The 25166-nt window shown below is 71.0% G+C and carries 17 protein-coding genes and 1 riboswitch; of the genes, 11 read left to right on the top strand and 6 right to left on the bottom strand.

What is annotated here, in order from left to right; genetic code table 11:
- Positions 1 to 151: 151 nt before the first annotated feature.
- Positions 152 to 640, top strand: coding sequence for a transcriptional regulator NrdR (nrdR, locus tag M8330_RS07595; protein WP_250826833.1), 489 nt, complete (start codon positions 152 to 154; stop codon positions 638 to 640).
- A gap of 177 nt (positions 641 to 817) precedes the next feature.
- Complete coding sequence (locus tag M8330_RS07590; protein ID WP_250826832.1) at positions 818 to 3736, top strand: vitamin B12-dependent ribonucleotide reductase; 2919 nt, start codon at positions 818 to 820, stop codon at positions 3734 to 3736.
- Positions 3737 to 3820: 84 nt separating this feature from the next.
- On the opposite strand, the gene M8330_RS07585 is transcribed toward M8330_RS07590, so the two are convergent.
- Both M8330_RS07585 and M8330_RS07580 read right to left on the bottom strand, forming a co-directional pair.
- Positions 3821 to 6904, bottom strand: coding sequence for a DEAD/DEAH box helicase (locus M8330_RS07585; RefSeq protein WP_250826831.1), 3084 nt, complete (start codon positions 6902 to 6904; stop codon positions 3821 to 3823).
- 131 nt (positions 6905 to 7035) lie between these two features.
- Complete coding sequence (locus M8330_RS07580) at positions 7036 to 9123, bottom strand: nuclease-related domain-containing DEAD/DEAH box helicase (RefSeq protein ID WP_250826830.1); 2088 nt, start codon at positions 9121 to 9123, stop codon at positions 7036 to 7038.
- Positions 9124 to 9284: 161 nt separating this feature from the next.
- Positions 9285 to 9398: riboswitch (SAM riboswitch) on the top strand.
- 36 nt (positions 9399 to 9434) lie between these two features.
- On the opposite strand from M8330_RS07580, the gene M8330_RS07575 reads away from it, so the two are divergent.
- From M8330_RS07575 to M8330_RS07535, 9 genes are all read left to right on the top strand, one after another.
- Positions 9435 to 9845 (top strand): hypothetical protein, encoded by a 411-nt coding sequence (locus M8330_RS07575; RefSeq protein WP_250826829.1) that lies wholly within the window; start codon positions 9435 to 9437, stop codon positions 9843 to 9845.
- A gap of 129 nt (positions 9846 to 9974) precedes the next feature.
- Positions 9975 to 11360 carry a T3SS (YopN, CesT) and YbjN peptide-binding chaperone 1 gene (locus M8330_RS07570; protein WP_250826828.1) on the top strand — a complete coding sequence of 462 codons (1386 nt, stop codon included), beginning with the start codon at positions 9975 to 9977 and terminating at the stop codon, positions 11358 to 11360.
- A gap of 304 nt (positions 11361 to 11664) precedes the next feature.
- Positions 11665 to 12693, top strand: a complete 1029-nt coding sequence (locus M8330_RS07565) for a LacI family DNA-binding transcriptional regulator (protein WP_250826827.1) — start codon at positions 11665 to 11667, stop codon at positions 12691 to 12693.
- Positions 12690 to 13982, top strand: a complete 1293-nt coding sequence (locus M8330_RS07560; RefSeq protein ID WP_250826826.1) for a sugar ABC transporter substrate-binding protein — start codon at positions 12690 to 12692, stop codon at positions 13980 to 13982. The genes M8330_RS07565 and M8330_RS07560 overlap by 4 nt, the downstream gene beginning before the upstream one ends.
- Before the next feature lie 48 nt (positions 13983 to 14030).
- Positions 14031 to 15062 (top strand): carbohydrate ABC transporter permease, encoded by a 1032-nt coding sequence (locus M8330_RS07555; RefSeq protein ID WP_250826825.1) that lies wholly within the window; start codon positions 14031 to 14033, stop codon positions 15060 to 15062.
- 5 nt (positions 15063 to 15067) lie between these two features.
- Positions 15068 to 15970, top strand: a complete 903-nt coding sequence (locus M8330_RS07550; RefSeq protein WP_250826824.1) for a carbohydrate ABC transporter permease — start codon at positions 15068 to 15070, stop codon at positions 15968 to 15970.
- Positions 15971 to 15991: 21 nt separating this feature from the next.
- Positions 15992 to 17599 carry a glucoamylase family protein gene (locus M8330_RS07545; RefSeq protein ID WP_250826823.1) on the top strand — a complete coding sequence of 536 codons (1608 nt, stop codon included), beginning with the start codon at positions 15992 to 15994 and terminating at the stop codon, positions 17597 to 17599.
- Positions 17600 to 17693: 94 nt separating this feature from the next.
- Complete coding sequence (locus tag M8330_RS07540) at positions 17694 to 19592, top strand: GH39 family glycosyl hydrolase (protein ID WP_250826822.1); 1899 nt, start codon at positions 17694 to 17696, stop codon at positions 19590 to 19592.
- Positions 19593 to 19988: 396 nt separating this feature from the next.
- Positions 19989 to 20285 carry a GIY-YIG nuclease family protein gene (locus tag M8330_RS07535; protein ID WP_250053068.1) on the top strand — a complete coding sequence of 99 codons (297 nt, stop codon included), beginning with the start codon at positions 19989 to 19991 and terminating at the stop codon, positions 20283 to 20285.
- Between the two features lie 695 nt (positions 20286 to 20980).
- Here the strand turns inward: M8330_RS07535 and M8330_RS07530 are convergent.
- The 4 genes from M8330_RS07530 to M8330_RS07515 form a co-directional block, all read right to left on the bottom strand.
- Positions 20981 to 21949 (bottom strand): aldo/keto reductase, encoded by a 969-nt coding sequence (locus M8330_RS07530; RefSeq protein WP_250826821.1) that lies wholly within the window; start codon positions 21947 to 21949, stop codon positions 20981 to 20983.
- 133 nt (positions 21950 to 22082) lie between these two features.
- Entirely contained in the window at positions 22083 to 23417 is a 1335-nt protein-coding gene (locus M8330_RS07525) for an NtaA/DmoA family FMN-dependent monooxygenase (protein WP_250826820.1), read from the bottom strand.
- An 89-nt stretch (positions 23418 to 23506) separates the two neighbouring features.
- Positions 23507 to 24283 (bottom strand): ABC transporter ATP-binding protein, encoded by a 777-nt coding sequence (locus M8330_RS07520; protein WP_250826819.1) that lies wholly within the window; start codon positions 24281 to 24283, stop codon positions 23507 to 23509.
- Positions 24280 to 25143, bottom strand: a complete 864-nt coding sequence (locus M8330_RS07515) for an ABC transporter ATP-binding protein (RefSeq protein ID WP_250826818.1) — start codon at positions 25141 to 25143, stop codon at positions 24280 to 24282. The genes M8330_RS07520 and M8330_RS07515 overlap by 4 nt, the downstream gene beginning before the upstream one ends.
- Between the last annotated feature and the right edge of the window lie 23 nt (positions 25144 to 25166).

Raw genomic sequence — 25166 nt, 5'->3', positions numbered from 1 at the left:
TACTTACACGGATGTAGTTATCCACATCTTGTTGCACAGCAACCGGCGGATAGCCCACAGGAGCGGCTCGTTTCTCCACATGCGGAGGCGAGTTCTCCACACCCACCAGCACACCTCAGCACGCGAGCAGTCCAGGAGAGGGAGGTCCGCCATGCAGTGTCCGTACTGCCGGGCCGGCGACACCCGCGTCGTGGACAGCCGCGTCACCGAGGACGGCTCCGCGATCCGCCGGCGCCGCACCTGCTCGTCCTGCTCGAAGCGGTTCACCACCGTGGAGCAGATGCAGCTCTCGATCGTGAAGCGCTCCGGCGCCACCGAGCCGTTCGAGCGCAGCAAGGCGATCGCGGGCGTGCGCAAGGCCTGCAAGGGCCGCCCGGTGGACGAGGACCAGCTGGCGTGCCTGGGTCAGGACGTCGAGGACGTGCTGCGGGCCTCCGGCTCCGCCGAGATCCAGGCTCACGAGGTCGGCCTCGCCATCCTCGGGCCGCTGCGCGACCTCGACGAGGTCGCCTACCTCCGCTTCGCCTCCGTGTACCGGGCCTTCACCTCGGCCGCGGACTTCGAGGAGGAGATCGCGCTGATGCGCCGCGACGGAGCGGCCCAGCCGGCGCCCACCCCTCAGCCTGCACCGACCGGCTGACCCAGGACCGCCCGGCCGGGAGTGGGGAAGCTGCCGGCCGGGCGCACCACCACGCTTCCTCCCCCCACGCTGTCGGAGCCTCCGTGTACGACGGAGACAGCCAGGCTCCCCAGCCAGCACGAGCAACGCACGAACCCCCACCATCGCGGGACATCGCGGGACACAGGAGAACCAGGAATGACGGAGACGCAGAGCGGCCGCGCGAAGACGGGCGCACGGTCGCGCAAGGCGGCAGGCGGCCTCACGATCCAGCGGGTGTTCAGCACCGAGGGCGTGCACCCCTACGACGAGCTCGAGTGGGAGCGTCGCGACGTCGTCCAGACCAACTGGAAGACCGGCGTGACCGTGTTCGAGCAGAAGGGCGTCGAGTACCCGACGACCTGGTCGCTCAACGCCTCCACGATCGTCACCACCAAGTACTTCCGCGGCGCCGTCGGCTCCGACGTGCGCGAGTGGAGCCTCAAGCAGCTCGTCGACCGCGTCGTCCTCACCTACGTGAAGGCCGGCAAGGACAACGGCTACTTCAAGACGGACGCCGACGCCGAGGTCTTCGAGCACGAGCTGACCTGGCTGCTGGTCAACCAGTACTTCTCCTTCAACAGCCCCGTCTGGTTCAACGTGGGCACGCAGTCCCCGCAGCAGGTCTCCGCCTGCTTCATCCTCTCCGTGGATGACTCGATGGACTCGATCCTGAACTGGTACAAGGAGGAGGGCTTCATCTTCAAGGGCGGCTCCGGCGCCGGCCTGAACCTCTCCCGCATCCGCTCCTCCAAGGAGCTGCTCTCCTCCGGCGGCACCGCCTCCGGCCCCGTCTCCTTCATGCGCGGTGCCGACGCCTCCGCGGGCACCATCAAGTCCGGTGGCGCCACCCGTCGCGCCGCGAAGATGGTCGTCCTGGACGTCGACCACCCCGACATCGAGGAGTTCGTCGAGACCAAGGCGAAGGAGGAGGACAAGATCCGCGTCCTCCGTGACGCCGGCTTCGACATGGACCTCGGTGGCGACGACATCACCTCCGTGCAGTACCAGAACGCCAACAACTCGGTGCGCGTCACCGACGAGTTCATGCGCGCCGTCGAGGAGGGCACCGACTTCGCCCTGCGCGGCCGCATGACCGGCGAGGTCATCGAGCACGTCGACGCCCGCACCCTGTGGCGCAAGATCGCCGAGGCCGCGTGGGCCTGCGCCGACCCGGGCCTGCAGTACGACGACACGATCAACGACTGGCACACCAACCCCGAGACCGGCCGCATCACCGCGTCCAACCCCTGCTCGGAGTACATGTCGCTGGACAACTCCTCCTGCAACCTGGCGTCGCTGAACCTGCTGAAGTTCCTCAAGGACGACGACACCTTCGACGCCGGGCGCTTCGCCCAGGCCGTCGAGCTGATCATCACCGCGATGGACATCTCGATCTGCTTCGCGGACTTCCCGACCGAGTCCATCGGCCAGACCACCGTCGACTACCGCCAGCTCGGCATCGGCTACGCCAACCTCGGCGCCCTGCTGATGGCGATGGGCCTCGGCTACGACTCCGAGGGTGGCCGCACCATGGCCGCCACCATCACCTCGCTGATGACCGGCACCTCCTACAAGCGCTCCGCCGAGCTCGCGGCCGTCGTCGGTCCGTACAACGGCTACGCGCGCAACGCCGAGGCCCACAACCGTGTGATGCGCAAGCACCAGGCGGCCAACGACTCGGTGCGCCCGATGCACGTCTCCGATTCCGGCGTCCACAAGCTCGCGACCCAGATGTGGGCCGACGTGGTGAAGCTCGGCGAGAAGAACGGCTTCCGCAACGCGCAGGCCTCGGTGCTCGCGCCCACCGGCACCATCGGCTTCATGATGGACTGCGACACCACCGGCATCGAGCCCGACTTCTCCCTGGTGAAGTTCAAGAAGCTCGTCGGCGGCGGCTCCATGCAGATCGTCAACCAGACCATCCCGCGTGCCCTGCGCAAGCTCGGCTACCAGGACGAGCAGGTCGAGGCGATCGTCGACTACATCGCCGAGAACGGCCACGTCGTGGACGCCCCCGGCCTCAAGACCGAGCACTACGAGGTCTTCGACACCGCCATGGGCCAGCGTGCGCTCAAGCCCATGGGCCACGTGCGGATGATGGCGGCCTGCCAGCCGTTCCTGTCCGGCGCCATCTCCAAGACGGTCAACCTGCCGGAGTCGGCGACCGTCGAGGAGATCGAGGACGTCTACTTCCAGTCGTGGAAGCTCGGCCTCAAGGCCACTGCGATCTACCGCGACAACTGCAAGGTGGGCCAGCCGCTCGCCGACGCGAAGGCCAAGAAGGCCGAGTCGACCACCGACGCCCCCGCGGCCGAGGTCGTCGAGAAGGTCGTGGAGAAGGTCGTCTACGCCCCGACCCGCAAGCGCCTGCCGAAGTCCCGCATCGCCCGGACCACCTCCTTCACCGTGGGTGGCGCCGAGGGTTACCTGACCTCGGGTGCGCACGAGGACGGCCAGCTCGGCGAGCTGTTCCTCAAGCTCGGCAAGCAGGGCTCGACCCTGGCCGGCGTGATGGACGCGTTCTCGATCGCGGTCAGCATCGGCCTGCAGTACGGCGTGCCGCTGGAGACCTACGTCTCGAAGTTCACCAACCTGCGCTTCGAGCCCGCCGGCCTCACCGACGACCCGGACGTGCGGATGGCCCAGTCCCTCATGGACTACGTCTTCCGTCGCCTCGCCCTCGACTACCTGCCGTTCGACGAGCGCCAGGCCATGGGCATCTACTCGGCCGAGGAGCGTCAGCGCTACCTCGAGACCGGCTCGTACGAGCCCGCCGAGGAGACCGGCTCCGCCGCTGAGCTCGTCAGCACCCCACCTGCCTCGTCGCTGGTCGAGGAGGTCGGCCACGACCGTCGCGAGACCGAGACGACCGAGGAGCCCGGGACCCACGCCGTCCACGGCGAGAAGGCACCGGAGGGCGCGGCCAAGAAGGCCCACACCTCCGCCGAGCTCCTCGAGGCCATCACCGGCACCGCGGTCGACAGCCCGCTCTGCTTCACCTGCGGCACCAAGATGCGCCCCGCCGGCTCGTGCTACGTGTGCGAGGGCTGCGGCAGCACCTCGGGCTGCAGCTGATCGGCTAGCGAGCCTCAACGACTGAGCCCCCGACCGCGATGCGGTCGGGGGCTCAGTTGCTTGGCAGCCGTGGAAGAACCGAGCTCAGCGCTCGATGAGTGCAGCTCGATTGAGGAAAGCCGCAGGCATCGCATGTTCCAGTTGCCAGGTGATCGCGATGGGCCGCTCGCCTCTGTGACTGAGGTGGGTGGCAGGTCCAAGGAACAGATACGGCGAGGTACCGAGGTCATCGGTGCCCTCGTGTCGGACGAACAACAAGACGGTGCTCGTGCCGTCGATGTAGCGACGCCCGGTGGGGGAGCGCAGTGTGGTAGTTGATTGCGACTCCCAATGGAATGTGTGGGCGTCGATGGGATAGTCGCGGTACATCGTCGTGGGGGAGAAATCAGCCTCCGACTTCTTCAAGGTGATAAAGAGGATGTCGACGTTCAACCCTTCCGAGTAGGCAACCCCCTGCATCACGCTTGTCGGCTTCCGAGATAGTGACGCGTAATCGAGGGCCGCCAGGATCTCCTCCCGTTGGTAACTGGCGTGCACTCGGAGCGGAACAGCCGCCAGCTCGCCTCCTAGCTCGATGGTCTGACGCCGGGACTGTGAGAAAGCGAGGTCCACGACCTGGCGGACCTCGGCGGTCACAGTTGGGTGGCGCCGAACTTCCGCTAGTCCCTCTTCGTAGGACTTGTGTGGACCGGACGGGAACGCAGTGAAGTAGAGCATGCGTGCGAGTCGTTGCTGCTCGTTCGACAGGGATGCCAGGTCGGCTGGTTCCTCCAGGAGCGCTAGATAGCCTCGCCTTCGAACGTCGTCGTCAACGTGTGCCATGGCGCGAATGCGCTTGAGGAGTGGTGCTTCCCCGTCGAGTTCCGGCACATCTACGATGCCGGCCTCACGCTGCAGTGCGGTCCACGACTTGTTGCCTTTCTTGAGGACATCGGCGAGTTCAACACCCGAGTCGCCGAGGAAGAACGACAGGTCAGTGGTGGGCTGGTCGCGTAGCTCGCGAACGAGGTCCTTCCAGCGTCCGCTGATCTGCCCTCGAATGTTGTCGAGAATGAGTTGACGGGCCACGCGGTCCATCACAATCTGACAGCCGGCGGGAAGAAGTGGGAAGTCCCTCTCGACCTCACGTTCGAGACCTCGCCGGGACAGCCCGGTCAGCGCGCGCAGCTTGAGGTCGAATCGGAACTCCCGTCGCTGTGCCCCGACGAAGTCGAGGACCGTCAGGACGGCCTTGTTCTTGGTGCGGCGCAAGCCGCGGCCAAGCTGCTGCAGGAAGATCGTGGCGCTGTCAGTGGGGCGCAGGAAGAGAACGGTGTCGACGTCAGGTATGTCGAGACCCTCGTTGAAGACGTCCACAGTGAAGAGAACCTGAACCTCCCCGTGCGCCAAGAGGCGAAGCGCGTCGGCGCGCTCCGTCGGCGGGGTAGAGCCACTGACCACACGGGCGTTGATACCGGCCCGTGCGAACTCCTCAGCCATGAAGTGGGCGTGCGCAACGCTCACGCAGAATCCCAACGCGCGCATGCTGCCGGGATCGAGGATCTTGTCCGACACCTCCTGCAGGACGAGCGCGGCGCGTGCCCGGTTTCCCGTGTACATCGCCTCCAGGGCGGCTTCGTCGTAGCGACCGCGCGCCCACGAGATGCTGGAGAGGTCCGTGCCATCTGCCACCGCGAAGTAGTGGAAAGGGCAAAGAAGGTCGGCGCCGAGGGCATCCCACAGACGGAGTTCGGTGGCGATGCGGCCGTCGAAGTACGTACGGATGTCCGCACCGTCGGCTCGTTCGGGCGTAGCAGTTAGTCCGAGCAACTCGGTCGGTTCGAGGTGTTGGAGGACTCGTCGGTAGCTCGAGGCCTCGGCGTGATGGAACTCGTCCACCACGACGACTTCAAACCTGTCTGCCGCGATGGTCTCGATGCCCACCGAGTGCAGCGACTGGATGCTGGCGAAGACATGCTCGCCTCGCTCGGGGCGACGTCCGCCCTCGAAAAGCTCACCAAAGGTGGCGTCATGCAGCACCTCTCGGTACGTACGCAGTGACTGCAGCAGGATCTCGCGGCGGTGAGCGATGAAGAGCAGGGACGGGCGCCGCCCCATGGCCTCGCCAAGGTTGCGGTAATCCAGTGCGGCGAGAACCGTCTTGCCGGTCCCGGTGGCTGCCACGACGAGGTTGCGATGCCTGTCATGCTCGGCGCGCTCGGCGGCGAGTTCCTCAAGCATGCGCTGCTGATACGGATAGGGATTCACCTGGAGGCCGGAGAGGGACACCGTGACGTGGTCACCCTGCTTCCGGCCACTTGCCTCGGCCAGCGCGTCGTCGAGCTTGTCCGCGTCGCGGTCGGGGTCGTACTCCTCGAAGTTCGGGTCATTCCAGTAAGACTCGAAGGTGAGATTGAACTTGTCGATCAGGTTCGGCGTGGCCACCTGAGAGACACGCACGTTCCACTCGACCCCGTCCAGGAGAGCTGCCCGTGACAGGTTGGACGAGCCGACGTACGCGGTGTCGAAGCCGCTGTGCCGCCGGAACATCCACGACTTGGCGTGCAGCCGAGTCCTGGTGTTGTCGTACTGGATACGGACCTCGGCGCCGAAGTCGCGAATGAGGCGATCGACTGCCCGACGTTCCGTCGATCCCAGGTACGTCGTGGTGATGACGCGGAGTCGGCGCCCCTCGGCGTGCGCACGGGCGAGCTCCGGCTCGAGAAGGCGGAGTCCGTACCACTTCACGAAGGCGCATAGGAGGTCGATCTCGTCGGCAGACTCGATCTCTAGTCGGAGCTCGCCACCCAGGTTGGGTTCGCCTCGCGCGTTAGTGAGGAGCGCGGTGTCGGAAAGTCTCGTGGTTGGGCGACGCATGGGGGCTGGCTGCAACAAAGACGACGAGGGCGGGGCGATTGAAAGCAATTCAGACGGGGGGCTTGCGACCGCGGTGTCCTGGTCGAGAAGGGCCAGGACCTGATTCGCTAGCGTGGTCTGCTCTTCGCCTTCGCCGGCCGCCGTGAAGGCAGAAAGTGCGGCCCTGTGTACGAGTCGTGCAAGTGCAGTCGCACGTTCGCCGCGAGGGACATCGGCGGTCTCGACTACGGCGTCAGGCGTTTCAGAAAGGCCTTGCCGGATCGCTTCGGTGAGAAGGGTTTCGTACAGGCCCTGGGGCATTGCGTTGCTCATCGGGGATAGCTTGACGCATCGGTCAGACAGCGGCGCTGATTTGGCTGCGCCGAATATGCACGCTGCGCGACATTCGATAAGGGCGGACGTGGCCAAGCGGCTCGGCTGCTGAGCCCTCACCGGGGCAGCGCTCAGCCCTCGACGTACCCCAGCCACAGCCCGTCCCGGGCCCGGGTCATGCCGACGTACATCTCCCGCCGCCAGCGGTCGACCCGCTCGGTGTGGCTCTCCTCGGGCTCGCCGTCGCCCCGCTCGGGCGGGGTGAGGCTCAGGTAGGGGAGCAGCACGTACGGGAACTCCAGCCCCTTGGCCCGCTTGATGGTGCCCACCTTCACCTTGTCGCTCGGCACGCCCCGGTACGAGGTGAGCTGGAGGCTGGGGACGTCGTGCTCCCGCAGCAGCCGGGTGATCCGCTCGGCGTCGGCGGAGCGCTCGGTGAGCACGGCGTAGCGGTCCCACCCGCGGGGGTCGCGCTCGTGAGAGGTGCGGAGCAGGCTGATCAGGGCGGCGTCGACGTCCTCGCGTCCGGCGCCCTGCACCACCAGCGGCGCCGGTCCGGTGCGCAGCACCTCGACCTCGTGGCTCGCCGGCGCCTCGCCGAGGTCCTCGACGTCGTGGTCGCCCAGCACCGACTGGGCGCAGGCCAGCACCTGCCGCGTGTTGCGGTAGTTGGTGCTGAGCACAGCACCCCGCCCGGCCACCGACAGGCCGGCCTCCGCCAGCGAGAACCCGCCCGGGTAGACCGACTGGCGGCCGTCGCCCACGAGCAGCAGCGACCCCGGCGTCCCCTCGGCCAGCGCCGCGAGGAGACGGAGGCCGGCCAGGTTCAGGTCCTGCACCTCGTCCACCACCACCGCCGCGTAGCCGAACGCCTCGGGGAACCGCTCGACGGCGTCCTCGGCCTGCAGCAGGAGGTCGTTGAAGTCCTGGACGCCGGCCTGCGCCAGCTCCGCCTCGTAGGCCAGGTACAGCTCCCACGCGGCCTCGCGGCCCGCACCTCGCAGCGGCGTCACCCGCCCGTGCCGACGCAGCTCGCGGTAGGCGTCGAGGTCGGCGAGGCGCCGTGGCTTGATGACGTGGTCGATCTCCTCCTGCCAGTACGTGGGTCGAGGGTCGATGCCGTGCAGCACCTCCTGCTGCGGGCAGGCGCGCCAGGCACGCCGGAAGGCCGCGAACGCCCGGCGCGGGTCCGGCGCGGGCTGGCCGCCGAGGTCCTGCAGGACGCGGTAGGCCAGCGCGTGGACGCCGGTGAACTCGATCTTCTCGCCGATGCCGGGACGCAGCCGCTCGGCCAGCCCCTCGAAGACCTGCGGCAGCGTCTTCACGAAGCTCACGAACAGCACCGGCTCGTCGTGCCGCTCGGCCAGGTGCACGGCCCGGTGCAGCGCCACCACCGTCTTGCCGGTGCCCGCCGGCCCGCGGACCCGGCCGGGCCCGGTCCACCCCACCTGCACGAGCCGGTTCTGCGCCGGGTGCAGGAAGGTCATCCAGTCCTCCAGCGGACCGTCCAGCGCCCGCTCGACCAGGGCCTCGGTCAGGTCCTCGAGACCCTCCAGCGGCTCCTGCGCCACGGGCACCTCGGCGGCCGCGGCACCGCGTCGGGTCGAGGCCCCCACCCGGGCGGACGCCGGCGGGGCAGCCGGCATCGGCGGGCTCGCCTCCTCGACGGCCGCGAGCACCTCGGCCACCCGCGAGTCCTCCACGCGCAGCGGCAACCGGGCCAGCCAGCCCGCCACGTCCCGCGGGCCGAGGGCGGCGACCCCGTCGACCTCCGCGCTCACGGCGTGCCGGGTGAACACCATGGCCGCGCGGATCGCGGCGCGGGTGACGCCGGTCGGCGCGAGGTGCTCGCCCAGCGTGTCGCACAGGGCGCGCAGCTTGGCGACCTCCTCGTCCTCCCGCGCCTCGCCCCGGTGCAGGGCGCCGTCGCGGACGCTGAGCTCGGCCCAGTCCTTGGCGTCGAGCACCACCACGCCGCCCGGCCCGACGAGCAGGAAGTCCACGTTGGCCCGCCGCGACCCGGGCCACTGCCGGTCCTCGAGGACGTGCCAGCCGAGCTCGGCCAGGGGAGCCAGGACGCCACCCAGCTCGGCCTCGGACGCGCTCGCCCGCAGGTAGCGCCGCGCCTCCTCGCGCTTGAGCTCGCTGAGGGAGAAGAGCGCCTCCGCGTCCTCCTCCAGCTCACGGCTGCGCCGCAGCGCCGACCCGCCAGCAGCCACACCGATCTCCTCACCTCGACGACAGCCTTGCCCTGACGGGTGTCGGCATCCGCGCCCCCGCACTTGAGCCGGCGCGGGGGCGCCAGCACGGGCGCGACGAACGGGCGCGGCGACGCGGAGGAGGACGCGGCTGTCGGTGCCGTCCTCTACGTTCATGACTGGCTCACGAGCAGCGACCACAAGCCCTCCGGCTGGTCGCTCGGCTACCTGCCCCCGCGCAAGGTGCCCCCGGAGGAAGAGCCGGCGTCCGCCGACCGGCGGAGGCAACGCGGGGCCTCGTCGAGGTCCCCTGACCTCGTAGGAGGACCGTCATGGGCTGCTGCCCGCTGTACCCCGAGCCCGGCACCCCGGTGTCGATGGAGCCGGGCCACTTCCCCGACCTGCGCCAGCAGGTCCTGGCCGTCGTCGACACCGACGAGTGGGTCGACGTGCTCGTCGAGCAGGTCGACGGCCACGTGGTCGTCGTCGCCGCCCTGAGCGGCGAGCGCACCGCGCTCTGGCACCACCACCCGTTCACCGGGTCGGTCGAGCCGGGCCACGCCGCGCGCCTGCACCGGACCGCGCTGCTGCTCGGCTGGCCCGGCTTCGCGCTGAACGTCCGGGTCGTCGGTGGGGAGGTGCCGGTGGCCCAGGACCCCTCGCCGGGGCCGCCCGCGCGGGTCCGCGGCAAGTGGGTGCCCGCCCTGACGCTGCCGCCGGGCGTGACGGCAGAGGACCTCTGACCTGGGCCCTGACCTGGCTCTGACCTGGGACGACGGCGGTGGTCTCGACCAGTGGTGCCACCGCTGTCGGTGGGGCTGTCTACGTTCCCTGACGTCGGGTGGAGGGTCCGCCCGAGGAGTGAGGTGCGGGTGACCGACCGGGTCGAGAACGAGGGGGCGTGGCCTGAGCTGCGCCGCCGGCTGGCGCTGACGCTGGCCACGCTGGGTGAGAACGGCACACGTGTGCTGCTGGAGGTCGAGCTCGGGGCACCGGGCACCGACGAGGTCGGGCCCGTGGTCCAGGTCGGCCCGTCGCCGCAGGAGGGCCTGCGCTGCGAGGTGGGGCTCCCGCCCACCCGCTCCCTGGACGAGGCGGGGCAGCGCGTCCTCGCCGAGCTCGGCTACGGGCTGCCGGCCGACGGCACGCGCAGCCTCGACCTCGGGCCGGACGAGGCCGACCGTGCCGCCGACGTGGTGGTGACGACCCTGCGCGACGCGCTGGGCGTGCTCGACCCCGCGTTCCTGGTCAGCGAGGAGATCGACCTCGAGGGCCTGCGCAGCGACGTCGCCGAGCCGGCCGCCGGCCCCGTGCCGCCGCCGCTGACGATCCCGGCCGGGCCGGAGCACCTCCAGCAGCTGGTCGACGCGACCCTGGCCGCGCACTTCGGCTCCGCCCCGCCGCGCGACCCCGACGGCGACAGCCCCGTCCCCGCCGGCAGCGGCGTGGTGTTCGTCCGCCCCGACGACGAGCGGCCGCTGCTCCACCTCACCGCCCACCTGGTCGTCGAGCTGCCCCGGCCCGACGCGGTCCAGCGGGCGCTGCCCCGGATCGCGGCCCGGGTGCCGTTCCTGTCCCTCGCGGTCGTGGAGGACGAGCTCGTCGCCCGCAGCCAGCTGCCCGCCGCCCCGTTCGTGGCGGAGCACCTGATGTCCTGGGTCGCCCGGTTCGCCGTCGAGGCCGAGCTGCTCGCCGACGAGGTGGCCGCCGAGCACGGCGGCCGGCTCTTCCTCGAGCCCCCGGGTGGGTCGCCGGGGGAGTCCCCGGGAGCCTCACCGCCCCGGACCGGCCACCCGGAGGACCGCTCGAGCGAGGCCGCGGACCAGCGCCGCCTCCCCGCCGAGCGGGTGGACCAGGCCCTGGTGGGCGTGGTCGAGCTGCTGCACGACGGGCCCGTGCCCGCGCGCCACGTGGCCACCCTCTTCGACGACGACCGGGTGCGGATGATCCGCGCGATCGTCGCCGTCCGCAACGGTCGGGTCGCCCTCGGCGAGACCGACGCGGACACGCTCGCCGAGACCGTGCGGCGCGGCCTGCACGACGCGCTCGACCGCCACGTCCGGCCCTCGGCCGACGGGCCCGCGGCGGGCCGGCCGGGAGCCCGGGGGAGGGGGCGCTCCCACCAGCTGTCGCTGCTCGGTGACGACCAGGACGAGCAGCCGCTCTTCGCCGACCCGAGCAGCGACCCTGAGACCGGCGGCCACGCCGGGGAGGACGGGGACGGCGCCGCCGACGCAGGCACCTCCGCCGCTGGGTGACGCCGAGCTGACGGCCGGCCGACGCGCCGGCCGACATACCCGTCGAGCAGAGCAGCGACACACAGGCCCGTGACCACCCCGGTCGCGGGCCTGTGTGCGTATCGGCGCAGGTCACACGCCTGTCCCGCGGTGAGCAACGCTGCGGGCACGGGGGATTGCCGCGTCCTCTCACCGGGCACATCCGTCCGACAAGCGGCAGATGTGACGGTTGACACGTCGGCAAAGGGTGAGGCAGGGTCTGGTCCAGACAGCCGCTGATACCGGTTACAGAAACCGGTCACATTCGCACTGAGGAGGAACCGGGATGACCACCATCCGCGACGTGGCCCGCGAGGCCGGCGTCTCGATCGCCACGGTCAGCCGCGCCCTTCGCGACCCGGCGATCGTCAAGCCGGACACCCGCGCCAAGGTGCTCGAGACCGCCGAGCGGCTCCAGTTCCGCCCCAGCCACCTCGGCCGCCAGCTGGCCGAGCGTCGGCACGCGGCAGCCGGGGTCGTCTTCCCCGACCTGTCCGGCCCCTACTACGCCGACGTCGTGATGGGGTACGAGTCCGTCGCCGCCGAGGTGGGCCGCTCCGTGCTGATCAGCAGCACCCGCGGCCGGGCCGACGTCGAGAAGCAGGTCACCGACATGGCCGGACGCTGCGACGGCCTGGTCATCCTGGGGCCCGCCGTCCCGGAGCCGCTCGTCCAGCACCTCAAGGCCACCGGCACCCACCTCGTCCTCGTGGCCCGCCCGGCCGACGCCGGCATCGACTCCGTCAGCACCGCGGCCACCAGCAGCGCCACCGCGCTGGTGCGCCACCTGCTCGACGACGGCGCCCGCACCTTCGTCTTCGTCGGCGACCCCGCCGCCGGCCCGGACGTCGCCGACCGCCACGCCGCCGTCAGCCAGGCGCTGGCCGCGAGCGGCGAGCAGACACGGATGAGCATCCTGCCCGTCGACGACCTGGACGAGACGAACGGCCGCCGGGCGGCCGACGCACTCCTGCACGACACGACAGGCACGAGAACCCCCCACTGCGACCCGTCGAGCACCCTGCCCGACGCCGTCGTCTGCGCCAACGACGAGCTGGCCCTCGGCCTCCTCGCCCGCCTCACCGAGGCCGGCCAGGAGCACAGGGTCCGCGTCACCGGCTGGGACGACGTGATGGCGGCCCGCTGGGCCGGCCTCACGACGGTCCGCCAGCCGATGCGCGAGCTCGGCGCCACCGCCGCCCGGCTGCTCGAGGAGCAGCTCGACGGCACCCGCACCGCTCCCCGCCACGAGCTGCTCGACACCGAGCTCGTCGTGCGCACCAGCAGCACCCTCCTCGGGAAGGAACCCGCATGAAGACGAACCGGACGATGAAGACCGGGACGAAGACGCTCGCCGCCCTCGCCATCGCCGGCCTGGCGCTCAGCGCCTGCGGCCGCGACGCCACCAGCGCCGGAGGCGAGGCCCAGAGCGACGCCATCGACGACAGCCCCGCCTCGGGCACGATCGAGGTCTGGGCGATGGGCGCCGAGGGCGAGGCCCTCGACGAGTTCACCCAGGCGTTCGAGGAGGAGAACCCCGACGCCGAGGTGGAGGTCACCGCGATCCCGTGGGACTCCGCCCACGACAAGATCCAGGGCGCCATCACCTCCGGCGAGGGCCCCGACGTCACCCTCGTCGGGTCCACGTGGATGGGCGAGTTCGGCGCGGCCGGCGGCCTCATGCCGACCCCCGAGGACCTCGTGGACGGCGACGACTTCTTCCCCGGCGCGTGGGAGGGCAACCAGGTCGGCGGCACCCAGTACGGCATCCCCTGGTACGTCGAGACCCGCGTCCTCTACTACCGCACCGACCTCGCCCAGCAGGCCGGCTGGGACGCCGCGCCCCAGGACTGGGACGAGCTCACCCAGTTCGCCACCGACCTGCAGAGCAAGGCCGGCGCCGAGTACGGCATCAACCTCCAGCCCGGCCAGACCGGCTCCTGGCAGACCTTCCTGCCCTTCGCCTGGTCCGACGGCGCCGAGCTGGCCAACGCCGACGGCACCGAGTGGTCCATCGCCAGCGACCCGATGAAGGAGTCGCTGCAGTACTACTCCGACTTCTTCGCCGAGGGCCTCGCACAGACCCGCGTCATGGACGCCGGCGAGCTCGAGTCCGGCTTCACCGACGGCCGCTACGGCTCGTTCATCTCCGGCCCGTGGCACGCCGCCCTCATCGAGGACGCCGGCACCGACCCGTCCGAGTACGCCGTCGCCCCCATCCCCGGCCCCGACGGCCCCGGCGCCAGCTTCATCGGCGGCGGCAACCTGGCCGTGCTGACCGACGCCGAGAACCCCGACGGCGCCTGGAAGCTGGTGCAGTGGCTCTCCGAGCCCGAGACCCAGAAGGACTTCTACGAGACCGTGGGCGACCTGCCCGCCAACAGCACCGCCTGGGACTCCGGCGCGCTGGCCGACGACGAGCAGCTCGCCGTCTTCGGCGACCAGCTCGACCGGGCGGTCTCCCCGCCGGCCGTCCCCACCTGGGAGCAGGTCGCCGACATCATCGACGCCCGCGTCGAGCGCACCGCCAAGGGCGTCCAGGACGTCGACGAGGCAGTTGACGAGATGCAGTCGCAGGCCTCGAGCGTCGGGACGGGTCTCTGAGGCTCGCGCCTCAGGCACCCACCCGACCAGCAGAGGAGATGAACGCGCATGTCCTCCACGCACGCACCCCATCCCTCGCGGGAGACGGGGGAGAAGCAGGACGCGGGGCTCGACCTGCCCCGCGCCACCGGTAGCCGCACGCCCCCGCAGCCGCCGACCCGCAGCAGGACGCTGCGGCACCCGTTCGGCGGGCGGTCGAACGACCCGACCGCCCGCTCCCAGGCCGTGGCCGCGTGGATCCTCGCGGTCCCGTTCATGGCGGTGTTCCTCGTGTTCACCGCCGGCCCGGTGCTGGCCAGCCTCGGGATGAGCTTCACCGACATCCGCTCCACCGACGTGCGCAACCCGCTCTCGGTGCAGTTCGTCGGCCTGGAGAACTACACCCGGCTGCTGGGCGACGAGCTCTTCCGCAAGGTCGCGCTCAACACGCTGCTCTACCTGCTGCTCGGCGTCCCGCTGACCCTCGGCGTCGCGATGGCGGTGGCGGTGGGCCTCAACCGGGTCACCCGGTTCAAGGGCTTCTTCCGCGTCGGCTTCTACCTGCCGGTCGTCACCTCGATCGTGGCGGTCTCGGTGGTGTGGAAGTACCTGCTGCGCGAGAACGGCGGCCTGCTGAACTCCGCCCTCGAGCTCGTCGGCCTGCCCGGCCAGGCGTGGCTCGACTCCACCCACCTCGCGCTGCCGTCCCTGGTCGTCATGGCCGTGTGGCGCAACTTCGGCACCATGACCGTCATCTTCCTGGCGGCCCTGCAGTCGGTGCCGACCGAGGTGCTGGAGGCGGCGGAGTCCGACGGCGCGTCCGCCTGGTCCCGCTTCCGCCACGTCACGGTCCCGATGCTGCGCCCGACCATCCTGTTCGGCGCCGTCATCACCGGCATCGGCTACCTGCAGTTCTTCGAGGAGGCCTTCGTGATGACCTCCGGCGGCCCGCTCGACTCGACCCGGTCGATCAGCTTCTACACCTACGACCAGTTCGGGTTCGGCAACTACGGCCTCGCCGCCGCCGCAAGCTACCTGCTCTTCCTCGCCATCGTGCTCCTCACCATGCTGCAGTTCCGGCTGCTGCGCTCGAAGGACTGATCCCCATGGCCACGCTCGAAGCGCCCACGCACGAGAACACCATGACCCCGGAGAAGAACAAGAAGGGACGCCGCGGCGGCCGCGACGACGGACGCCTGCGCACCCCCGCCTGGCTCTACGCCGTCATGGTCGCCGGCCTGTTCCTGGTGGTCATCCCGTTCATCTGGATGGTCGTCAGCTCGGTCAAGCCCAACGCCGAGCTGCGCCAGGTGCCGCCGACGCTGCTGCCCGAGGGCATCACGTTCAGCCACTACGAGGCGCTGTTCACCGACCTCGACTTCCCGCAGTTCTTCCTGAACTCCGCGATCGTCAGCCTCGGCACGATGGTCGGCAACATGATCTTCTGCTCGATGCTCGGCTACGCCCTGGCCAAGCTGCAGTTCCCGGGCCGCCGCATCATGTTCGCCCTGGTCGTCGGCACCCTCATGGTGCCCGGCGTGGTGACGTTCGTGCCGCTGTTCGTGCTCACCACGAACCTCGGCCTCACCAACACGCTGCCCGCGATGATCCTGCCGTTCATGGCCGGCCCGTTCGGGGTCTTCCTGATGCGCCAGTTCATCCTGTCCATCCCCGACGAGCTGATCCAGGCCGCCCGCGTCGACGGCGCCGGCGAGCTGCGGATCTTCGCCCGCGTCGTCCTGCCCCTGTGCGGGCCGGCCCTGGCCACGCTCGGCGTGCTCACGTTCCTGTCCAGCTGGAACAACTTCCTCTGGCCGCTGGTGGTCGCCACCAGCGAGGACAAGTACACGCTCCCCGTCGCCCTCGCGCTCTACGCCGTGGGCCAGAACGCCACCGACTACGGCCTGCTCATCGCCGGTGCCGTCGTCGTCGTCCTGCCCGTGCTCGCCGTCTTCCTCGTCCTGCAGCGCCACATCATGCAGGGCGTCGCGAGCACCGGCATCAAGTAACCCCCACCCCTAGGAGTCACCATGCGCAGCTCGGTGCGCACACCGATCCTGGGCGCCCTCACGGCGCTCGCCCTCACCGTCCCGATCCACGCCGCGGCCACCGCCGCCACGACCAGCACCACCGACCGGCAGCCCTCCACGGCGGGGGAGAAGACCACACAGAAGACGTCGGACGACGGCTTCCCGACCGGCCGCAAGGCCCAGCTCGAGAAGTACGTGGCCGACACCTGGCACTCGTTCGAGGCGATGGTCGACCCGGCCACCGGCCTGCCGACCGACAACATCGGCGGCGACCTCACGGCCGCGTCCCGCGCCGGCTACACCTCGCCCACCAACATCGGCGCCTACCTGTGGTCCACGGTCGTCGCCCGCGACACCGGCCTCATCACCGCCGACGAGGCCCGCGAGCGGATGAGCCAGACGCTCGAGACCGTCGAGGGCCTGCAGCGGCACGAGCCGTCCGGCCAGTTCTACAACTGGTACGACCCCGCCACCGGCGACCGCGTCGACGTCTGGCCCGACGACGGCAACGAGGTCAAGCACTTCCTCTCCTCCGTCGACAACGGCTGGCTCGCCACCGGGCTGCTCGTCACCGAGGAGGCCGTCCCGGCGCTCGCCGAGGAGGCGCACGACCTGCGCACCTCGATGGACTTCGGCTGCTACTACAACCCGGCCGAGAACCAGATCCGCGGCGGCTTCTGGGACGAGGACCCCGACAACGACGCGGCCGTCCTCGACGACTACTGCGACATGGGCACCGACGTCTACTACACCGGCCACCACTACGGCGCGCTGAACACCGAGCCGCGGATGGCGTCCTACCTCGGCATCGCGGCCGGCCAGATCCCCGCGCGCCACTACTGGGGCATGTACCGCACGTTCCCCAGCGACACCTGCGACTGGTCCTGGACCGAGACCAAGCCGGTGGGGGAGTGGAAGACCTACGACGGCGAGCGCGTCTTCGAGGGCGCCCTGCCCTACCGCGGCATGGACATCGTGCCCACCTGGGGCGGCTCCATGTTCGAGGCGCTGATGGTGCCGCTGTTCGTGCCCGAGGACGAGTGGGGCCCGCAGTCCTGGGGCGTGAACCACCCGCTCTACGTGCAGGGCCAGATGGAGCACGGCCTGGACGAGGCCGGCTACGGCTACTGGGGCTTCAGCCCCTCGAACAACCCGGCCGGCGGCTACCGCGAGTACGGCGTCGACCAGCTCGGCCTCGACGGCCCCGGCTACACCTCCGACCAGGAGCGCACCGACGTCGACCAGCCCTTCGAGGGCTGCCGCGAGGGCTCCGAGGCGCCCACCGAGTACGGCGACGGCGTCGTCACCCCGCACGCCTCGTTCCTCGCGCTGCGCTACAAGCCCGGCGCCGCGCTGGCCAACCTGCGCAAGATCCGCACCGACTTCGACGCCTACGGCGCCGGCGGCTTCTACGACGCGATCGCCACGCAGTCCGGCCAGGTCAGCCACGAGTACCTCTCCCTGGACCAGGGGATGATCATGGCCGCCCTCGGCAACGCGCTGACCGGCGACGACCTGCGCCACGACGTCGCGACCGACGAGATGCGCAGCGCGCTGAAGCCGCTCATGGCCCAGGAGGTGTTCGCCTCCGCGCCCCGCGAGGACTGACCCCCACCCCGCTCTCCCCGTCGCCGAGTCGGCAGCACGTTGCTGCCGACTCGGCGGCCACCCCTGACCCTCCTCGGAACAGGAGCAGCTCCCCATGACCAGCACCCAGCACAACCCCAGCGGGTCCACCCGCACCGACGGCACCCCGGAGGCCCGCGCCGACTGGGAGGCCCGGATCGGCACCGCCTCGGGCACCGCGTTCGGCGGCAACGCCCCGCTGCTCGACCCGCCCACCGCGCTCGCGGCCACGCCCGGCGGCCACCAGGTCACCCTCACCTGGGAGACCGTGCCCGGCGCGATCGGCTACCAGGTGCACGTCGCCGACAGCCCCGACGGCCCGTGGGGCGCGCTCGACCACGCCGGTCGCGACGTGCTCGCCGTGCCGCACCCGCCCTACACCGACACCACCGGCACCCCGGGAGTCACCCGCTACTACGCGGTGGCCAGCCTCTCCGACGTCCACGTCGAGGGGCCCCGCAGCGAGGCCGTGGCCGCCGCCCCGCTCGCGGCACCCGCGGAGGCCACGACCATCACGGTGGACGCCGGCGGCGACGCCGGTCCGCTGGCGCGGCCGTGGCGTCCGATGATCGGCTCGGAGCACCTGTCCCACGCGCTGCTCACCGACACCACCGGCGGCCATTCGATCGGTGCCGAGCTGTCGTCCGCGCTCAAGGCCGCCCACGACGAGCTGGGCGTGGCGACCGTGCGCGCCCACGGCATCCTCTGCGACGACAACGCCGTCTACCGCGAGGTCGACGGGCAGCCGGTGCACGACTTCACCGGGGTCGACAAGGTCTACGACCACATCCTCTCCCTCGGCCTGAAGCCGTGCGTCGAGATCAGCTTCATGCCGCACGACCTGGCCTCCGACCCCACCAAGACGGTCTTCGAGTACGAGGCGATCATCAGCCCGCCGAAGGACTGGGACCGCTGGTACGCCCTCGTCCGCGACCTCACCGCGCACCTGCTCGAGCGCTACGGCGAGGAGGTCGTGACCGAGTGGAGCTTCGAGGTCTGGAACGAGGCCAACCTGGAGGTCTTCTGGTCCGGGACGCCGGAGGAGTACCTGCGCCTCTACGACGTCACAGCGGCCGCGGTGCGCGACGTCGACCCCCGCCTCGTGGTCGGCGGGCCGTCGTCCGCCGCCGCCGGGTGGGTCGAGGAGCTGCTGGCCCACGCGGAGCGCACCGGCTCGCCGGTGGACTTCATCTCCACCCACACCTACGGCAGCCCGCCGCTGGACTTCCGCCCGATGCTCGAGCGCTACGACAGGGCCGGCACCCCTATCTGGTGGACCGAGTGGGGCGTGACCCCCACCCACTTCAACGAGGTCTCCGACGCCGTCTTCGCCGGCACGTTCCTGCTGACCGGCATGTACTCGGCGATGGACCGGATCGAGGCGCTGTCCTACTGGGTCGTCTCCGACCACTTCGAGGAGCTCGGCCGCCCGCAGGAGCTGACCCACGGCGGCTTCGGCCTGCGCACCGTCGGCGAGCTCCGCAAGCCCCGCTGGTGGGCGCTGGCCATGCTCGAGCGGCTCGGCGACACCCGCCTGCCGCTGGTCGCCGGGGGCGACGGAGGCGGGTCGCTGGTCGAGGCGGTCTCCGCCCGCACGGTCGGGGGCGAGGACGACGGCACCGTCGGCGTCCTGGCCTGGAACTTCACCCTCGACCAGACCAAGGCCTCCGGCTGCGCCGAGCTGGCCCGCGACGTGTCGGTGTCGGTCACCGGGCTGATCCCCGGCGGCACCTACACGCTCACCCACGAGCGCGTCGACGCCGACCACTCCGACGTCACCGGCCGCTGGGGCGCCATGAAGGACGCCGACCAGGCCTGGCCGACCGAGCCGCAGTGGGCCGAGCTGCGCGCCCACGACCACCTCGAGCACCTCGAGCCCGCCCGCACCGTCACTGCCGACGCCACCGGCGCCGTGACGGTCGACTTCGAGCTGCCCAACCCGGCGATGTCGCTGCTCACGCTGACCCCGGCCTGACCCGCCAGGACCCGCACCGGACCCGCGAGGCCCGGCCCACCGTCTCGGGGTGGGCCGGGCCTTGTGCTGTCCCCCCTAGGTGGTCGAGCAGTTCGGTGGTCGAGGTGCGAGGCCGGCTACGGCCGAGCCACGAGACCCGTGCACGTGGTGGTGGCGCTCGCCATGGTCGGGTGCGGGCGTCTCGTGGCTCGTCGCTGGCGCTCCTCGCACCTCGACGACCGGTTGCTGCTGGGGCTCCTCGCACCTCGACGACCGGTGGAGCAGTTCGGTGGTCGAGGTGCGAGGCCGGCTACGGCCGAGCCACGAGACCCCCGCACCCGACCGGCGGCCTCCACCGTTCTCCACAGGCACCGGCTGCTGACGTGTGCGGGGTCGAGGACGGGCAAGGCTCCGCCCATGGCCTGGACCTACATCCTCCGCTGCGCCGACGGCTCCTACTACGTCGGCAGCACCATCGACCTGGACCGTCGTCTCTGGGAGCACGACCAGGGTCTCGCCAGTGCGTACACCCGCAGGCGAGGTCGTCGTCCTGTCCAGCTCGCCTGGGCAGCCGAGTTCGCCCGGGTGGACGAGGCATTCGCCTTCGAGAAGCGGCTGCAGGGGTGGGGCCGAGCCAAGCGTGAGGCGCTGATCGCCGGTCGCACGGACCTGCTGCCTGGTCTTGCCCGGAGGCGCGGCGGAGCGGGGCGGTGATCGGTGCGGGCGTCTCGTGGCTCGTCGCTGGGGCTCCTCGCACCTCGACGACCGGTGGCTGCTGGGGCTCCTCGCACCTCGACGACCGGTGGCCGCTGGGGCTCCTCGCACCTCGACGACCGGTCGTCGCCGGGGCTCCTCGCACCTCGACGACCGGTGGGGGCGTTCGGTGGTCGAGGTGCGAGGCCGGCTACGGCCGAGCCACGAGACCCGTGCACGTGCTCGTGGTCCCGGCCCCGGTCGGGTGCGGGCGTCTCGTGGCTCGTCGCTGGGGCTCCTCGCACCTCGACGACCGGTGGCTGCTGGGGCTCCTCGCACCTCGACGACCGGTGGGGGCGTTCGGTGGTCGAGGTGCGAGGCCGGCTACGGCCGAGCCACGAGACCCGTGCACGTGTTCGTGGTCCGGGCCCCGGTCGGGTGCGGGCGTCTCGTGGCTCGTCGCCGGGGCTCCTCGCACCTCGACGACCGGTGGGGCAGTTCGGTGGTCGAGGTGCGAGGCCGGTGTAGGTGGCGGTGGGGTGCGTCGTGGTCGGGTGCGGGCGTCTCGTGGCTCGTCGCTGGGGCTCCTCGCACCTCGACGACCGGTGGCCGCTGGGGCTCCTCGCACCTCGACGACCGGTGGCCGCTGGGGCTCCTCGCACCTCGACGACCGGTGGCTGCTGGGGCTCCTCGCACCTCGACGACCGGTGGGGGCGTCAGAAGCCGGTGGGGAGGCGGGGGGTGTAGGAGGCCTCGAGGAGGGTGACCTCGTCGTCGGAGAGGTCGAGGCCGAGGGCCGCGACCGCGTCGGTGAGGTGGTGGGGCTTGGTGGCGCCCACGATCGGTGCGTCCACGACGGGGTTGCGCAGCACCCACGCGAGCGCGACCTGCGCCATCGGCACGCCCCGCTCGGCCGCGACCTTCTCGACCGCGTTGACGGTGCCCTCGTCGGAGGCCGGGTCGACGACGCCCTCGAACAGGTCGGAGGAGGAGCGGGCGGTCTGCTGGCCCCAGGGCCGGGTGACGCGTCCGCGGGCCAGGGGAGACCAGGGCAGCGAGCCCATGCCGGTGTCGGCGAGGTAGCCGAACATCTCCCGCTCCTCCTCACGCATGAGCAGGGAGTACTGGTCCTGCATGGTCACGAACGGGGTCCAGCCGCCCAGCAGGGCGGCGGTCTGGAGCTTGGCCAGCTGCCACGTCCACATGGACGAGGCTCCGAGGTAGCGGACCTTGCCCGCCTTCACCACGTCGTGCAGGGCCTCCATCGTCTCCTCGACCGGCGTGAGCGGGTCGAAGCGGTGGATCTGGTACAGGTCGACGTAGTCGGTACCGAGCCGCGTGAGCGAGGCGTCCACCTGCTCCATCACGGCCCGCCGTGACAGGCCGGACCCGCCCGGGCCGTCGCCCACGGGCAGGCACAGCTTGGTCGCCAGGACGACGTCCTCGCGCCGCGTGTACCGGCGCACCGCGCGCCCGACGATCTCCTCCGAGGAGCCGAGGTTGTAGCTGTTGGCGGTGTCCCAGAACGTCATGCCGAGCTCGAGCGCCTGGGTGAACAGCGGCGCCGCCGCGTCCTCGTCGAGCACCCACGGGTGCCCGCCGCGCGAGGAGTCGCCGACGCTCATGCAGCCGAGGGCGAGGTGGGGGATGCGGAGGCCGGTCGAGCCGAGCCGGGTGTGGTCCACGAGGGGTGCCTTCCAGGTGGGAGAACGGGAGGGGGAGCAGCAGGAAAGGAGAGGGAGGGGAGCGGCGGACGCGGCGCGGCGCCGACCACCCGGGGGTGGCCGGCGCCGCGCCGTGCCGGTGACGGGCGAGCCGTCAGAACTGCAGCAGGTTGTCCCGCAGGGAGCCGCCGGTGTACTCCTCGCGGATCAGGCCGCGCCGGCGCAGGGCCGGGCCGAGGCCGTCGGCCACCTTCGCGATGTTGTGGCGGGTGGTCGGCAGGTACATGAGGAAGCCGTCGCCACCGACGCCGTCCATGAACTCGCCCATCTTGGCGGCCACGGTGTCGGGGGAGCCGACGAAGCCGAGGTCGTTGATCTGGAACGAGTCGGCCACGACCTCGCGCAGGGTGCGGCCCTCCTGGTTCTCGAAGAGCTTCTCGATGGAGGTGTACTCACCGTTCTGCTTCGAGAGGTCGATGTCCTCGACCTTGGTGTCCGGGTCGATCGCGCCGAAGTCGATGCGGCCGCCGGAGGTGTAGGACATGTTCCACAGGTTGTACTCGACTCCCTTGTCGGAGGCCATGTACGCCTTGTACTTCGCCGCCGCCTCGAGGGCGTGCTCGTCGGTGTCCTCGATGGTGGGGGAGACGATGAAGAAGATCTTGAAGTCGTCGGGGTTGCGGCCGTTGGCGGCGACGCGGGCCCGCATGTCCTCACGCAGGGCCTTGGCGGACTCCGGCGTCTTGGCCAGGGCGATCATCGTGTCGTCGTACATGGCGGCCAGGGTGCGGCCGGCCTCGGAGGAGCCGGCCGAGCAGATCGGCACCTTGCCCTGCGGGCCGGGGATCGTGTTCAGCGGGCCGCGGCTGCGGAAGAACTTGCCCACGTGGTCGATCGGCTTGACCTTGGTGTGGTCGGCGTAGACGCCGCCGTCGGCGTCGGCCACGACGGCGCCGGGCAGCCAGGAGCCCTGGAGCTGCTGGACGACGTCCACCCACTCCATCGCCATCTCGTAGCGCTCGTCGTGGGCGAGGTGCTCCTCGTAGCCGTAGTTCTGGGCCACGCGGTCGGTCACCGAGGTCACGACGTTCATGCCGACCCGACCCTCGGTGAGGTGGTCGAGCGTGACGCCGAGGCGGGCGGCCATGTACGGCGGGTACTGGATGGTCGAGAACGTCGGGATGATGCCGATGTTCTTGGACGCCGCGGTCATCAGCGGCACCAGCGGCATCGGGTCGTTCTTCGGCGCCATGAAGCCGCGGCGAAGCGAGGTGTCGGCGGAGCCCTGGTAGGAGTCCTCCACCATCGCGGTGTCCTCGATGAGGATGTAGTCGAAGCCGGCGCGGTCCAGGCCCCGGGCGAGGTCCTGGTAGAGGTCGGGCTTCGTCCAGTCGGTGATGTTGGTGCCGGTCCAGGGGCCGTCGCCGTTGGTCTGCGACCAGGCCTGGATGCCGAAGCCGTTGCCGAGGAACCATCCGAGGTGGAACATGATGCTGCGTTTCCTTTCGTGGGGTGAAGCTCAGGGGAGTGGCTGGTGGGCGACGCGGGTGCCGCCGTGAGGGGATGAGTGGGAGCGACTCAGACCGCGTCGGCGTCGGAGAACGCGTAGGCGGCGACGAGGCTGCGGGTGTAGGGGTCCTGGGGGTGCTCGAGCACCTGGTCCGTGGGGCCGGTCTCGGCGACCACGCCGTGGTAGAGCACGACGAGCCGCTCGGTGATGAACGCCGTGGCGGGCAGGCCGTGGGAGATGAAGACGAGGCCGGCGCCGTGCTCGCGGCAGTACCGCTTGAGCAGGTTCAGCACCGTGCCCTGCACGGAGACGTCGAGCGCGGAGACGACCTCGTCGGCCACGACCAGCTCGGGTCGCACGACGAGCGCCCGGGCGATCGCCATGCGCTGGCGCTGGCCGCCGGAGAGCTGGTCCGGGCGGCGGTCGAGGAGCGCGAGGGGGATCTCGAGCTCGGTCGCGACCTGCTCCATCGCGGCGCGGGCGCCGGCGGTGTCGTGCCCGCCGAGCAGGCGGGCCGGCACCATGATCGAGTCGCCCACCGAGTGCCGGGGGTCGAACGTCGAGCTGGTGTCCTGCGCGACGAGCTGCACCCGGCGGCGGTAGCCGAGCCGGCCGGAGCGGGTGGAGAGCACGGAGCGCAGCTCGCGGCCGTCGACGAGGACGCTGCCCTCCTCCGGGTGCTCCAGGCCGAGCAGGAGCCGGCCGAGCGTGGACTTGCCGGAGCCGGACTCGCCGACCAGGCCGAGCCGGTCGCCGGGGTGGACGATGAGGTCGACGCCGGCCAGGGCGGTGGCCCGTCCGTAGCGCTTGACCGCGCCCTCGACCGCGAGGTGCACGCCGCTCATGCCGCGTCCCCCTCGGTGCCCATGACCGAGGCCAGGGTGGGCAGCTCCTCCAGCTTCGCCGAGGCGAGCGTGGGCACGCAGGCGACGAGCCCGCGGGTGTAGGGGTGCTGGGCCCGGTCGAGGTCGCTCGCGGCGATCGTCTCGACGATCTCGCCGTGGTACATCACGACGACGACGTCGGCGAAGTGCCGGCACAGCTCGATGTCGTGGGTGATCACGAGGACGGCGGCGTCCTCCCGCTCGGCCATGGAGACGATGAGCCGCATCGCGGTCACCGCCAGGCTGGCGTCGAGGGCGGAGGTCGGCTCGTCGGCGATCAGCAGGGACGGCTTGGAGGCCAGCGCGATCGCCATCATCACGCGCTGGCGCATGCCGCCGGAGAGCTGGTGGGGGTAGACGTCCATGACGCGCTCGGGGTCGGTGATGCCGACCTCGTCGAGCCAGCCGAGGGCGGCCCGGTGGGCCTCCTTGCGGCTGCGGCCGGGCTTGAGGACGGCGAGCAGCTGGCTGCCGACCGTCCAGACGGGGTCCAGGGAGCGCATGGCGTCCTGGAAGATCATCGACAGCCCCGGCGTCCGGGTGGGGATGGGCTGCGCGGACGAGCGGTCCAGGGCGGTGCCCTGGAGCTCGAGCCGGTCGGCGGTGATCGTGGCGGCGGCGGGCTGGAAGCCGGCGACGGCGTTGCCCAGGCTGGTCTTGCCGGAGCCGGACTCGCCGACGATGGCGACGCGCTGGCCGGGGTGGATGTCGAGGTCGGCGCCGGTGACGGCGGCGACGTCGCCGTAGCGGACGTCGAGGTTGCGCACCGACAGCACGGGCTGGGTGCCCTGCTCGGGGTGCGAGGTGGTGGTGCTCGGCATGGGTGTCCTCCCGCCGGGGGTGG

The sequence above is a fragment of the Nocardioides bruguierae genome, from assembly GCF_023656415.1.
Classification (GTDB): domain Bacteria; phylum Actinomycetota; class Actinomycetes; order Propionibacteriales; family Nocardioidaceae; genus Nocardioides; species Nocardioides bruguierae.
The sequence above is the reverse complement of the archived record's forward strand: the minus strand, read 5'-3'. Positions and strand labels throughout refer to the sequence as shown.